The sequence below is a fragment of the Candidatus Vicinibacter affinis genome (assembly GCA_016714365.1).
GTDB classification, from domain to species: Bacteria; Bacteroidota; Bacteroidia; order Chitinophagales; family Saprospiraceae; genus Vicinibacter; species Vicinibacter affinis.
In genome coordinates this window covers 361,323-374,526 of sequence record JADJNH010000006.1, presented here as the reverse complement: position 1 = coordinate 374,526, position 13,204 = coordinate 361,323, and the positions used below count along the sequence as shown (strand labels likewise).

Genomic DNA, 13,204 nt, shown 5'->3' with positions numbered 1-13,204 from the left:
GAAGTTTCATACTTATCTTTCATATTTTGAAATTTTATTTTTTGAATAACGTTTTAGCGCTTGGCGCAGTGGCGGATTTCAGGGAGCAAAACTGTCAATATACCACAGAAGTCGATGCAAGGTAGAATGTTCAATTAACCACTGCCCCCTCCATTGAGGTAAACGTTTGTTATCAACTGGTATTATTTTTTCATTTATTCAAAATTTTAATAAACTCACCAACAACCCTCATTGCAGAAGCGTTTTGTTCTGTGATGATGATGTTTTGATAAGAGTTGTCAAATGAATTTGGACGCAAGATGATGGATGTATGTTCCCAATTATCCTCCGTCACAATTTTTTCACTGGTGTATGTCTTGATTGTAAAGGCAGAGTTAAAATCTGGATCTTGCAAATCTCTGTTTTCAATTAATAATATTTTTCCATTTCTGCTGCCTCCAGTATAGGGTTTGAATAAACAAATAGAACCGTTTGGAATGACTCTGTTCATTGATTCACCAATAATTTTGCATGCGAAATAATTACTGTTGGAACTGTTTTCAGGACCTTCAATGAGTTTATAATTTTTATCAGATTGTATTTCGCTAAACGAGCCCGCAGCAGCATAGAAATCATATAATGGAATTGGATTTCGCAATTTTTCTTCAAATTCTGTGGATTGCTGTGGATGTATAAAATTTAGTTTTGATTCTGAATTGGGTTTATTGTTTATAACATTTTCGTGTAGATAATTATAAATAGTTGGTGTAACAGGATTAGTCAAGTTGAATCGAATTTTTACCACAGAAAGTTGATTTCCTTGATCGTTTGGAATCGTGGTTTGTTGCACTCCATCTAATTCAGGAGTCACCTCACCCATGTAATAAAAGTTCATTCCCTCGTCATTATTTTTCTTAATAAAAAGTGGAAGTCGAATGGGGCCGTTTTTACCTAAAATTGATTGAACATCATTGCTACTTAATGTTCGATTAGACTTCGACATCCAATCAAATTCTTTGTTATTTACAAATTGATCCTCATACTTGGTTGACTCTGAAATATGATCTTCTTTGTGATAATTCACAAAAATCGGACAATGCGAATTATCTGGACTGACTAAGTAGCCACCAACATTTTGTGCCACAGGGTTTTCTGGCACATTTAATATTCTGAATACATCTTTTCGCGAATACTTTTTGTAAAGCACAAATCCTTTTTGCCAATTTTTTGCATCAAACAACCTGTCGAATTCGTAGATTGAAAAGTCTGTTGAGTCAAGTAGATGAAGTTTAAATTCATCTTGATTTAAGTGATGAATGAAATCGCTTGAAAGGACAAATTTTCCTTGTTCAATTCCGAGAACATCTAAATTGTATATCTCTTTAGCTGAAAGCATCTTGCCGTCTTTCTTTTCACGAATAAACTCGAAATTGAGATTTGTAATACAAGATTTTATAGTGTCATCCGCAATGGTATACTGATACTTGGCTTGAACAAAGTCCTTTAATTTTTTAACTGTGAGTTCTTCTGACTCAATAAGAAACTTCATAATGAGGCTTTCCTCAACTCGTTTTGAGTTGTTAATTTCTTTCGAAAACAGCTCAAGCAATTTTACTTGTTGCTTTGATAATGATGGTTCCAGTTTTTCGACCTTGTACATAAAATTGTAATAAGAATTAGCGTATTCCACAAATAAAAACGGATCGCGAGAACCATGTTCTATAAAGTCCATCATCATTGGTTTTCGTCCCAACTTGAATTTCAAAATGTTGTAATCCTTTTTTAAATCAGCAAACAGCTGCATATTTGCAGAATCAATGGATTGAAAGATTCTTTCCTTGGTGATTTCATCAAAATTGATAGTGGAAGCTCCAGGAATCATTCTACTTCCTTCCGTGATTAACTTCCTTAATGAGTCCTTGTTGTATGAAGTATCCCCATACAAAGCGATGGGTATGAGATAGTTGTTTTCATAGTTTCCTATGAAATCAATCACTGTCAAATAGCCTTTTCCATCAACCTTTCTCAGCCCCCTTCCTAATTGTTGTATGAAAATTATGGCTGATTCAGTTGGACGAAGCATGATGATCTGATTGATTTTCGGAATATCAATCCCTTCGTTAAAAATATCCACGGTGAATATGTAATCAATTTTCTCATTCAGGTTGTCTGTTTCCAACTTTTCAATTGCAAGGGATCTTTCTTCTTCAGAATTATCACCTGTGAGAGCTATTGCTTTAATCCCTTCTGAATTGAATAATTCCGCTAACTCTATCGCTTCATTCTTTCTGGAGCAAAAGATTAAACCTCGCGTTATACCATTATCACTTCCGTAAAATTTTGCTTTTTCAATAATTCTCTCAACGCGTTCCCTTGCCACCAAATACCTGAAGTCTGATTTAGTGTCCACAGGGGTGTTATCAATCGATAAGTCAGCAACTCCGAAGTAATGAAATGAACTGAGCATTTCCTCTTCCATTGCCTTGTTCAATCGGATTTCGTAGGCGATATTATGGTCAAAAAGGCGAAATATGTCATTACCGTCAGTACGCTCAGGTGTAGCAGTCATTCCTAACAGGAACTTGGGTTCAAAGTGCTCGATAAGTCGTAAATAGGAATCTGCACCTGAGCGATGTGTTTCATCAATTATGATGTAATCAAAGTGGTCTTTAGAGAAATTGTCTAAGTGGTTTGGTTTCGAAATAGTTTGAATGGTGGAGAAGACAAAATCACAATCTAATTCTCTTTGGTTGCCAGAATACACCCCCATTGTTTTATCAGCTCCAAAAACACTTTTAAAAGTGCTTAATGAATCTTTAGCAATTGTCAAGCGATGTACGACAAACAATATTTTTTTTTCGGATTAAAGGCAAGTGCGTCAAATGCCGACAAATACGTTTTACCCGTTCCTGTTGCTGAAATTATCAAAGCTTTATTTTTACCATCATACCTCAATCTTTGAAGATTCTCCAATGCTTCCATTTGCATAGAATTTGGAGTAATAGTCTGTTGTAAATCAGTCGAGTCTTCAAGTTTTGATTTTTGGGTTTGCAGAAGTTGATTCTGATAGATTTCTTCATAGGCTAAGAGAAATTCTGACGATACGGGCGTTCCTTTTTCGAAATCAGCACAAAATTCTTGAAGAACTTTTTCAACAATACCACTTTCGTCTAAAGCGGATACTTTTATATTCCATTCCTTATTTGTGCATAAGGCTTGGGCAGTCAGGTTGCTGCTACCAACAATTAGGTTGTAATGTTCTTTGTTTTTAAAAATATACCCTTTAGCATGTGCATTTCCTGTTGTAGCAATCCTTAGATCGATATTATCAAACTGAAGAAACCTTCTCAGCGCTTCTGGCTGTGTAAAATTTAAATACTGGGAAACAAGTATTTGACCTTTAATACCTCGCTTTTCGAGTTCTATAAGTTTATTAATAATCGTAGCTACACCATTCGTTGTGACAAATGCCACGGAAATAAAAAACTGATTGCAATGTTCTAAATCATGAAGAATAGTTGAAAGAATCTTCCTTGGTGGATTCTTTTGATTAATTAATAACTCTGGTTGATAATCAAGATTAGAAAGAACGGACTTATCTACATAACCTGTCTCTAAGCTCTTTTTGAAACTTTCTAATAGCTTATTCATTTAATAATAGTTTATTGACTATTGGAATATCAGCTGCTGCCCAATCTAGTTTGGTTAGCTCATTAATGTGCAACCATTTTTTATCAACATGTTCATTAAGCGTGATTTCTTTCGAATCAGCTTCACATATAAAACTATGCATTGTTAATTCAAAATCTGGGTATTCATGAACTACAGTTAGAAAAAAAGACTTTATTTTTATAGAAAGATTCAACTCTTCTAGTAACTCTCGATGTAAGGCTTCTTCCCTGGTTTCACCTTCTTCAATTTTACCCCCAGGAAATTCATATTTCTCAGAAATGTAATGGAGCTTGTTTTTTGGTCTTTGAACACATAGTACTAGATTCTTCCAAAATATTACACCTGCAACGACTTCAATTTTTTCATTAATAAATTGTTCTATGTTATACTTGTTGCTACCGTTTTGCAGCAACCCGAAGAGCAGGACTTTTACCACAATATTTACTATTAAATACCAAACCCCGCCTTTTGGATAGCTGCTATATGGGCTATGTGGCATTTAGTTTATCTATTATTTCTTGCAAATTCTCAATTAAATTATCTAAATAGGAATCAATAATATCCCAGACTATTCCGTAGTCAATTCCAAAATAATCATGTACAATTCTATTTCGAAAACCTTTGATTCTTCTCCATTCAATCTCCGGATGATTATTTTTAAAATCTGGATCTATTCTATTTGCTGCTTCTCCAATTATTTCAAAATTTCGTACTACTGCATCAATTGTTTTGTCATCAGATATAAACACTTGAAAATCGAAGCCAGTTGTATATTGCTTAATCTTTTTAGCAGATTGCAACATATCGTTCAAAAGCAATAACGTATCTCGCCTAGACATATATTAAGTCTGCATTAATGGCTGAAAAGTATTTCTCTTTAATACCATTTTTTGAAACCAAATCAACCTTTAATCCGACAATACTTTCAATCTCATCTGCTAGGTCTATAAATCGTACGCCGATTTTATCGTTGAATTCAACTAAGATATCTAAATCACTTTTGTCTTTATTCTCTTCCCTTGAATAAGACCCAAATATTGCAAGTGACTTTAATGGATAGTTGTTGAATAATTGTTGTTTATGATTTGCCAATATTGTTTTTACTTCTTGTAGAGTTTTCATATCATAAAATTACAACTTTTTTAGTTAAATACTATGTTAAATTTTACTCAAATAGGCTCATTGCCATTAACCCTAACTTGTTAATACACAAGACTTCATTGCGCATATCCGTCCAGTTTTGGCAAGATTTGCGAAACTTTTCTTCGTTTATTTTTATTTCTCGTTTTTGACATTATTTGATATTCTAAGAAAACTTTGCTTTTATTGACCCTGTTTCAATCTAGAAAAATCCCTAATCCACATTCTTCCGAATTTCAGAACCACTTAATCTAAATCTAATAATTATCTTTTAAAGAGGCTCCCAATGTTCAGGAAGTCCATTCACCCTTTTGCGACAAACGGCAGGTGAATATATTAAATATATTGCGCTTTTGTATTTTGCATATTTAAATAAATATTTTCATTATATCTATCCAAATGCTTTGTAACAGCTTACAATCTTTGGCCTGAGCTTAAGATGAATTCGAAATCTATTATTTCCGGTGACCTGGCTTTTAATGTGTTTAACTAAATGCCTTTTGAAGGCATGGGATAAGGCTCCTATTGCTCCCGTTTTAAAGTGACTTTTAAGAGCCATTCAGATAAAAAATATCTCATCTACGAAATGTTACGTATTTGCCTTACTTTTAGCCTCTAATTTCAAAAAAATACGCACATGCTTAGATCCATTTTGTACAGTTTGATTCTGTTTACTTGTTGTTCGGTAAGCCTCCATGCACAGAAAAAAGAAGAGGCCAAACCGGTGGACCCTATGAATTCAGGGGCTTTCTCCGGGTTGGCCTTCCGGTCCATCGGCCCTGCGGTCACATCGGGTAGGATATCTGATTTTGCAGTCAACCCAAAAAATCACAGCGAGTATTATGTCGCGTCTTCCTCCGGCGGCGTTTGGAAAACCACCAATAAAGGACTGACTTTTAGTCCGATTTTCGATGGGGAAGGTTCTTATTCCATCGGCTGCGTCAGTCTGGATCCCAACAATGCTTCCACCGTATGGGTAGGCTCCGGTGAAAACAACAACCAGCGATCCGTCGCCTACGGAGATGGCGTGTACAAAAGTGAGGATGGCGGAAAATCCTGGAAGAATATGGGCCTCAAAAATTCTGAACACATCGCAGAAATTGTAGTCGATCCTACCGATGCGAATATAGTCTATGTCGCCGCCTATGGTCCTGTGTGGAGTGAAGGTGGCGATCGGGGTGTGTACAAGTCTACCGACGGTGGCAATACCTGGACTTGTGTTAAATCGGTCAGCGCCTATACGGGTTGCAATGATCTGGTCATGGATCCAAGAAATCCAAAAATTCTCTACGCGGCCTTCCACCAGCGCATGAGAAAAGTCTTTACCTACATAGGCGGAGGGCCTGAATCTGCCATCTATAAATCTACGGATGGGGGAGCGAACTGGAAAAAACTGGAAGGTGGACTTCCTTCAGGAGATGTGGGAAGAATGGGCCTCGCCATCAGTCCTGTAAATCCGGATGTACTGTACACCGTTGTAGAAGCCAAGGATGACAAAGGTGGCATTTATCGCTCTGGAGACAAGGGTTCTAGTTGGGAGAAAAGAAATCCTTTTTTCACTTCCGGAAATTATTATCAGGAGATCGTGTGTGATCCAATAGACGTCAATAAAATTTACATCACGGATACTTATTACAAAGTATCCACCGATGGTGGAAAATCTGTTTCCAATCTTGGAGAAATCAACAAACACATAGACAATCATTGTATATGGGTAGACCCTACCAATGGCAATCACTTGTTGGTGGGTTGCGATGGTGGCGTGTATGAGACCTACGACCACGCGCGCAGCTGGGAATTTAAATCCAATCTTCCGGTGACGCAATTTTACAAAGTATCCACAGACAATGATCTGCCCTTCTATCATGTGCATGGTGGTACGCAGGACAACCTAAGTCTTGGCGGTCCGAGCAGATCTACCTCTGCCAATGGAATCACAAATGCCGACTGGTATGTGACCTCTACCGGCGATGGTTTTGAAACGCAGGTGGATCCTAAAGATCCGAACATCGTCTATGCGCAATCTCAATATGGAGGCCTTGTGCGTTACGATCGCAAGAATGGAGAATATCTGTCCATAAAACCTGTGGAAGGCGAAGGAGAGGCTCCTTACCGCTGGAACTGGGATGCACCTTTGTTCATCAGTCAACATGCCAATACCAGATTGTATTTTGGCGCCAATAAATTATTCCGTACAGATGACCGTGGAGAATCCTGGCAGGTGATCAGCCCTGATCTGAGTCGTCAGATCGACCGGAATAAAATAGAAGTCATGGGCAAGGTTTGGTCGGTCGATGCCATCGCGAAAAATGGAAGTACGGATATTTACGGCCAGTTGACCAGCATCGCGGAATCAAAACTGAATCCTGAAATGATATGGGTGGGAACAGACGATGGTCTCATCCAACTCACCACAGACGGTGGAAAAAACTGGACAAAATTTGACAATTTGCCGGGTGTGCCAGCGCAATCTTATGTACACCAGATCATCGCCTCCCTGCATGATAAAAACACTGCTTATGTTTGTTTCAATCATCATCGATACGGTGACTTCAAGCCTTATGTTTTAAAAACCACCGACGTAGGAAAAACATGGAAAGCCATTCAAAGCAATCTTCCTGCAAGGGGTTCTTTGTATTCCATTGCAGAAGATCATGTAGATCCTAATTTACTTTTTGTGGGCACAGAGTTCGGATGTTTTTTTTCCAACAACGGTGCTGCGACCTGGATACAATTAAAATCAGGATTGCCTACGGTTGCAGTAAGAGATATTGAATTGCAACGACGTGAGAACGATGTGGTGTTGGGAACTTTCGGTCGTGGGTTTTACATCCTCGATGATTATTCTTGTCTGCGCAATGTCAAGAAAGAAGATTTCAACAAAGAAGCAGTCATCTATCCAATAAAAGATGGATTGATGTATGTAGAAAGATTGCCGCTGGGTCTTCGCGACAAAGGGCACATGGGATCTTCTTATTTCAGCACACCGAATCCAAAACCTGGCGTTGTCTTTACTTACTTTGTTAAAGACGACATCAAGACTTTGAAAGAACTTCGCAAAGAAGCAGAAAAAGCAAAATCAGATAAAGGAGAAAAATTTTATTATCCAACGTTAGACAGTTTGCGAGCAGAAGACGAACAGCAAGATCCATATTTATTATTTACCATCATGGATCAAAGTGGAAATGTAGTCAGACATTTAAAAACTGCTGCAAAAAAAGGTTTGAAGCGAATCAGTTGGGATGGTCGAACTGCCACACCGGCGCCGGTTGTAGGTCGTTATGTTCCGGCACCTGATCAATTGTTTGGAGAAGAAGAAGTGGGACACTTGGTAATGCCGGGAACTTACAAGCTCTTACTTCAGAAATACGTCGATGGTGTGTTGACACCGATCGCAGGTCCAGTCGAATTCAAATTAAATTTATTGAATCAGGGAACGCTGCCATCCAAAGACATGAAAGACAACATTGCTTTCTGTCAAAAAGTAGCAGACCTGCGCAAAGCAACCAGCGCTGCAGGCGATATTTTTAATGAAATGAATACCAGAATCGCCCATGCAAAATCTGCCATGCTCGACATGCCCGCCTCACCAAAAAATTTACTGGAAAAGACAGCCGCCATCCAGAAAAAATTAAATGCCATCAATCTTACTTTCAACGGCGATGCCACCAGAGCAAGGCGTGAATTTGAAACAGCTACCACTGTCAATGACCGTGTAGGAATTTTGGAATATACAGTCTGGAACATCACCTCTTCCATTCCTAAAAGCTGCAAAACAAATTACGACATCGCATCACGACAATTCAGCAAAGTACTGGAAGAAATGAAAATGGTGGACGCACAGATCAGCGAGTTGGAAAAAGAACTTGAAATGAACAAAGCGCCGTATACGCCGGGAAGATGGCCGAAGTAATGAGGGAAATTAGAGAATTGGAGAATGTGAGAATGTGAGAATGAGAGAATGTGAGAATGAGATGACTGAACGATCTCTGCTGTAAGCAGAGTATCGTGCGACAGCGAAGAGAATGAGCTAATGAGTTAATTAGCTAATTAGCAAATGTGATGTTAGACTTCCTCATAAAAGTATGCATCCCTTTGAGCCCCCCTCTCTTTTAAGAGAGGGGTTGGGGGTGAGTTGAATGCGTCCCACTGAGCCTTCCCAAAACTCTCCTGTCATTGAATCCCCCCTCTCTTTTAAGAGAGGGGTTGGGGCCGTGCCCCCAATTTATTGGGGGGATGAGTTGAATATGTCCCGCTTAGCCTTTTAAATATCAGAAAATCACCCACCACTCCAATACATCAATCTACAAGGGTGGAATGGAGGAATTCTAATTGCAGTCTGGTCAAGAATTATTGTTTAGGAAAAATTAAAAATGACTTACCTTTACTTAGTCAATAATTGAACGATTTGCTTCGTGTTTTACATTTGTTTATAGCAATCAACCTGTTGGTTTCTTCCACGGGGGTGGTGTTTTTTGAGCACCTGTGTCAGAAAAAAGGCAGGTTGGTCAGTATTTTTGGGAGGCCCGACAGCTGCTCCAAAAAGAAATCAAGCAAAATCAAGGCGAGTTTTGGAGAGACCAAAACCGGCTGCAGCCAGAAAATATCGAATACTAAGCCAACCGGAAAATCTTCCATTTCTCGCAAACCTTGTTGTTCCGACAATCATAAATACTGTAAAATTTCGGTAGAGGCTCAAGTAGCCGGTAAAAAAGCATCTCCGCAAGGCAAGTTTGTTTTCGATTTGAGTGCACCTCCGGTAGGCGAAATTTTGAGTGTTGCTTTCAATAATAATGCTCTGACCAATCCATGGTTGACCCATACTGATCCACCGCTGATGAGGAGCATTTTGCTGATGACACAGACCTTACGTTGTTAGGGGCAAGCCAATTGTTTCCAACTTCAGGAATGGATTGGCATATAAGTAATGGAGTCCAATTTATTTTAACATGTCAATTATTTTAGTGGCTGTTTATTTTTAAAAAAATTTCCAAATTTCAAATTGATAAAATTTAAACTATTATGAAATACATTTATACAATTTTATTTTTCTGCTTGTTTATTTCATGGGCGGATGCTCAAAACAACATGGTGGTGGCGACATTTAAGCACAAAGCCAACAGCGAGGATCTGGTACTCAACAAAACTGTTTTTCCTATTTGGAATGGTAAAAAAGTGATCTTGTCCCGTGCAGAATTTTATATATCAGAAATTGAATTCAAAAAGGAGGATGACGCTGCAATGCCATTGCCGGATACCTATATTTTGGTGAATGCAGGTAAGCCCGGTGTAGAATATAAATTGGGAGAATATCCGATGCAAGCTGCTAAAAAAATGATACTTCATTTAGGCGTTCCGGCTTCTGTCAACCATTTGGATCCTGCCACCTATTTCAGTGGACATCCATTGGCATTTCAGGATCCTTCCATGCATTGGGGATGGACTTCAGGTTACAGATTCATTGCTTTGGAAGGCATGATTGACAACGACAATGACGGGATTCCTGAAACTGTTTTCGAAATTCACAGTCTTGGAGATGCGCTGTACACAAAAGCAGAAGTCGAAGGATATTTGGGTGCCAAAGATGGAAATTTGCATGTGGATATGACTTTAGATTATGCTCAACTGTTTAAGGACATTGCAATGAAGGGCAATCTGATTCAGCACGGCAGCAGCACCATGAATGCAAAGGTTTTATCCAATGCTGCTCTTGCCAAATTTATTCAGCTGCCTCAATCTGTTTCAACCAAAGATGTAGTCGAAAATTCAACTCTGATCAGCTGTCTTCCAAATCCTGCACAGGATCATCTGAATGTTTTTTATACTTTGCCCGGTGAGCAAACTAAGAATCTGTTAATAAGCAATTCTCTTGGTGTGGCAGTAAAACAAATGGATAATTTGCCGGCAAAGGGAAATGTATCCTTGAGTACCGAAGGTCTTGCAGAGGGCGTTTATTTTATTTCATTTTTTGAAAAGGGAAGACTGGTAGCAAGAAATAAAATTTTGATATCAAAGTAGAGATTTAATTCAATAACTGAGGGATGACAATCCCCGTTAACCGAAGCAGAAATGCTTAGAATATCAGTATTATTATTGGTGGTTTTTGTCTTGACAAACTGTCATCAGGACAAATTTGTGGAGGATGGCACGGGTGATTTTGTATTAAAAATTCCGGTTGGTTTTCCTGCTCCTAAAATTCCACAGGATAATATTTTAACCAAGGACAGAGTGCGATTAGGCAAGCTGCTTTTTTTACGATCCTGTTTTGTCAAAGGACAGTACTAAAAGTTGTGCCTCCTGCCACCTTGCTGCAAATTCATTCTCGGATACGGTTGCCTTCAGTTTAGGAATCGAAAACCGATTGGGAACCAGAAATTCACCAAGCCTTGCCAATGTGGTCTATCAGGACAAATTGCTCAGAGAAGGATCGGTCCCCAGTCTTGAGATGCAAATTGCGGTGCCCATACAGGAACACAACGAATTTGATTTTAACATCGTAAGAATTGCAGAGCGATTGAATAATAATCAATTGTATGCAGCGCTGTCGATGGAGGCCTATGGCCGTAAGCCGGACCCGTTTGTGATCACCAGAGCCATTGCCGCATTTGAGCGTACGCTTCTCAGCGGTAATTCATTGTTTGATCAATGGTATTTTCAGAAATTGCCCGAAGCTTATCGACCGGAAGTGGCGCGTGGATTTTTACTTTTTCAAAGTGACCGATTAAATTGTATTCAATGTCACAATGGTTTTCTGTTTACCAATCAAAGCTATCAGAACAATGGATTGTATGTAAATTATCCGGACAGCGGACGAATGAGGTTTACCCAACTGGAACAAGACAGAGCATTGTTTAAAGTTCCTTCCTTGCGCAATGTTGGATTAACAGCACCATACATGCACGATGGTAGTTTGAAAAGTCTGGACCAGGTGATCGACCATTATGCATCCGGAGGGAAACCACATGCAAACAAAAGTTCTTTACTAAAATCATTTGTGTTAAATCCTGAGGAACGAAAAGATCTATTAGCTTTTTTAAACAGCCTGACTGATTTTAATTTTATTTCAAATCCTGAATTCAGGTATTAGTAAATTGTATTTTATGAAAATCTATTCTGTTTTAATAATAATAATTTTTGCTTTGGTCTTTTTTATGACCTGCAATCCTGAAGAAGTGGTGCAACTGGACACCACTCCTTACGAAATAAATTATGCTGGTTTTCCAAATCCTGATTTGCCTGCTGACAATCCATTGACCAAGGCAGGTGTTCAATTGGGAAGAATGCTTTTTTATGAAAAGGCAATGTCCAAAAATGGTACACAAGCCTGCGCGGATTGCCATCGTCAGTCGGATTCATTTTCCGATTCACTGAAATTCAGTATTGGCGTAGAGAAGTTGCCCGGAAAAAGACAGGCTATGCCTATTTTTAATCTTGCCTGGCATTACAACGGGATGTTTTGGGATGGACGCTCTCCATCTGTTCGTGATCAGGCACTGAAACCCATTCAGGATCCTTTAGAAATGAATGAATCTCTCCAGAATGTGGTGCAAAAATTGAGCAATAATAAAAAGTACACTAACCAGTTTATCCGCGCTTTCGGAGACGATTTGATTACTCCCGAAAGGATAGGCCTGGCTATTGAACAATTTGAGTTTACCATGATATCCAACAATTCAAAGTTTGATCGTTGGAAGCGTGGAGAAGTTCAGTTGACAGCAGAGGAGGAGAGAGGTAGAGTTTTATTTTTTTCCGAATTTAATCCCGGCAGTTCAGTGAAAGGAGCAGAGTGTTTTCATTGTCATGGCAATCATAACTTTACCAATGATGATTTTATGAACAATGGTCTTGACATCGAATCAGGAATTGCAGATGATGGTAGAAGTAAAGTAACAGGAGCATTGGCCGATAAAGGAAAGTTTAAAGTACCATCACTCAGAAATATCGCACAATCTTTTCCATACATGCATGATGGCAGGTTTAAAACTTTGGAAGAGGTCATCGACCATTACAACACTGGAGTAAAGCCATCCAACTCAGTCGATATTTTACTTCAATACAATCTTCAGCCGGGCGGGTTAAAATTAAACGCAACAGACAAGGCAGATCTGGTGGCATTTTTGAAAACCCTCACCGATGAAACCTATCTTAAAAATGAAGCTTTTAAAAATCCTTTTTAGCAAAAGAGCAAATGAGTTAATTAGCTAATGTAACTGAACGATCTCTGCCTCGGCAGAGTATCGTGCGACAGCGGGGGAGAATTAGTTAATGAGCAAATGAGTTAATGTGATGACTGAACGATACTGAAAAAATGACCTACACTAAATTTGATCAAATCCTATTGAATTCACCCTCTCTTTTAAGAGAGGGTCCCCAATTCATTGGGGGGGTGAGTTGAATGTGTCCCGCTGAGCCT

General features: G+C 38.8%; 9 protein-coding genes and 1 pseudogene. 6 read left to right on the top strand and 4 right to left on the bottom strand.

The window, feature by feature from the left end; all coding sequences use genetic code 11:
* Positions 1 to 190: 190 nt before the first annotated feature.
* From IPJ53_14725 to IPJ53_14710, 4 genes and pseudogenes are all read right to left on the bottom strand, one after another.
* Positions 191 to 3,630, bottom strand: a pseudogene (locus tag IPJ53_14725) (DUF3427 domain-containing protein).
* Positions 3,623 to 4,150: a (deoxy)nucleoside triphosphate pyrophosphohydrolase gene (locus IPJ53_14720; protein ID MBK7800353.1), complete on the bottom strand. Its 528-nt coding sequence runs from the start codon at positions 4,148 to 4,150 to the stop codon at positions 3,623 to 3,625. The pseudogene IPJ53_14725 and the gene IPJ53_14720 overlap by 8 nt, the downstream one beginning before the upstream one ends.
* Positions 4,140 to 4,490, bottom strand: coding sequence for a DUF86 domain-containing protein (locus tag IPJ53_14715; protein MBK7800352.1), 351 nt, complete (start codon positions 4,488 to 4,490; stop codon positions 4,140 to 4,142). Before IPJ53_14715 ends, IPJ53_14720 begins: the two co-directional genes overlap by 11 nt.
* Complete coding sequence (locus IPJ53_14710) at positions 4,483 to 4,773, bottom strand: nucleotidyltransferase family protein (protein MBK7800351.1); 291 nt, start codon at positions 4,771 to 4,773, stop codon at positions 4,483 to 4,485. The genes IPJ53_14715 and IPJ53_14710 overlap by 8 nt, the downstream gene beginning before the upstream one ends.
* A 655-nt stretch (positions 4,774 to 5,428) precedes the next feature.
* On the opposite strand from IPJ53_14710, the gene IPJ53_14705 reads away from it, so the two are divergent.
* The 6 genes from IPJ53_14705 to IPJ53_14680 all read left to right on the top strand — a co-directional run bounded on the left by IPJ53_14705 (position 5,429) and on the right by IPJ53_14680 (position 12,968).
* Positions 5,429 to 8,704, top strand: coding sequence for a glycosyl hydrolase (locus IPJ53_14705; GenBank protein MBK7800350.1), 3,276 nt, complete (start codon positions 5,429 to 5,431; stop codon positions 8,702 to 8,704).
* Positions 8,705 to 9,199: 495 nt separating this feature from the next.
* On the top strand, positions 9,200 to 9,670 hold the full coding sequence (locus IPJ53_14700) for a hypothetical protein (protein ID MBK7800349.1): 471 nt from the start codon (positions 9,200 to 9,202) through the stop codon (positions 9,668 to 9,670).
* Positions 9,671 to 9,813: 143 nt separating this feature from the next.
* The gene (locus tag IPJ53_14695; GenBank protein ID MBK7800348.1) at positions 9,814 to 10,809 is read left to right on the top strand and encodes a T9SS type A sorting domain-containing protein; all 996 of its coding nucleotides are present in this window, start codon (positions 9,814 to 9,816) and stop codon (positions 10,807 to 10,809) included.
* Between the two features lie 51 nt (positions 10,810 to 10,860).
* Complete coding sequence (locus IPJ53_14690; GenBank protein ID MBK7800347.1) at positions 10,861 to 11,076, top strand: hypothetical protein; 216 nt, start codon at positions 10,861 to 10,863, stop codon at positions 11,074 to 11,076.
* Entirely contained in the window at positions 11,057 to 11,878 is an 822-nt protein-coding gene (locus tag IPJ53_14685) for a c-type cytochrome (GenBank protein ID MBK7800346.1), read from the top strand. Before IPJ53_14690 ends, IPJ53_14685 begins: the two co-directional genes overlap by 20 nt.
* A gap of 13 nt (positions 11,879 to 11,891) precedes the next feature.
* Entirely contained in the window at positions 11,892 to 12,968 is a 1,077-nt protein-coding gene (locus tag IPJ53_14680; GenBank protein MBK7800345.1) for a cytochrome-c peroxidase, read from the top strand.
* Positions 12,969 to 13,204: the final 236 nt, after the last annotated feature.